Here is a 543-nt window from a genome sequence, read left to right on the forward strand (position 1 = left end):
AAGACAGCAGCGGCAATGCCGTCAGTGTTCCAGTCGGCAGCAGTGTTGCGGTCGCCTTGAACTGGAGCGGTGTCGCGACAGCGGGTGTCGATACCAGCGCATTGCCAGCGAGCGTCAATGTCAGTGGAGGCAGCAGCACGACATTTACAGTCACTGCCACCGATGATGTTTTAAAAGAGGATACTGAATCCTTAATTGCAACTATTAGTGGAGTGATAGATACAAATAGCTCGTTTGAAGACGTGGCAATTGGATCTGTCAATGTTGCAAGTAGTGCCATCACGGACAACGATGCAACACCAAGTTTGTCGATCAACGACGTGATCGTCAACGAAGCGGCTGGCACAGCGACCTTCACGGTCACCTTGTCGGCAGCATCGGGCCAAACGGTTTCTGTTGGTTACAACACCAGCAACGGTACAGCGACCGCTGGTAGCGATTACACAGCAACGAGTGGTACCTTGACGTTCAATCCTGGTGTGACGACGCAAACGATCACGGTCAATATCGCCAACGATAGCGTGTTTGAATTGTCGGAGAACT

Annotated in this window: 1 protein-coding gene; it reads left to right on the forward strand. The window is 51.7% G+C overall.

Annotation, left to right across the window (positions count from 1 at the left end; translation table 11 throughout):
• Positions 1-543, forward strand: a 543-nt coding sequence (locus ACO0KW_RS20355) for a Calx-beta domain-containing protein (RefSeq protein WP_423055169.1), incomplete at both ends; no start/stop codon positions are given.

Source organism: Undibacterium sp. Ji22W (genome assembly GCF_049340305.1).
GTDB lineage: Bacteria > Pseudomonadota > Gammaproteobacteria > Burkholderiales > Burkholderiaceae_D > Undibacterium.